Origin of the sequence: Streptomyces sp. ADMS, assembly GCF_033441795.1 — a bacterium.
In the GTDB taxonomy this organism is placed as follows: domain Bacteria; phylum Actinomycetota; class Actinomycetes; order Streptomycetales; family Streptomycetaceae; genus Streptomyces.
In genome coordinates, this window is record NZ_JAVFVX010000487.1 from 1 (window position 1) to 354 (window position 354).

Annotated in this window: 1 pseudogene; it reads right to left on the reverse strand. The window is 68.4% G+C overall.

Annotated features, from left to right (window positions below):
• Nucleotides 1-354: pseudogene (locus RB628_RS41675) on the reverse strand (pyruvate, phosphate dikinase); the annotation flags it as partial.

Genomic DNA, 354 nt, shown 5'->3' on the forward strand with positions numbered 1-354 from the left:
CCGGGGACTGCGGGAAGTCCTCGCCGGTCTCCCGGCGGATCAGAGTCTTGTACGTGCCGACGAGCCCGGCCAGGTCTGCTGCGTCCAGGCCCAGGTCGTTCGCCGCGCCCCGGGTCCGTTTGAGGTCGGCCATGGCGTTCTCGAACTGAGAGCCGTCGACGCCCATGACGGTGGTACCGAACATCTGGATGAGGCGGCGGTAGGAGTCCCAGGCGAAGCGTTCGTTCCCGGACACCTTCGCCAGGCCGAGGACGGAGTCGTCGTCGAGGCCGATGTCGAGGATCGTCTCCATCATGCCGGGCATGGAGAACCGTGCCCCGGAGCGGACGGACAGCAGCAGCGGGTCGTCGGGCT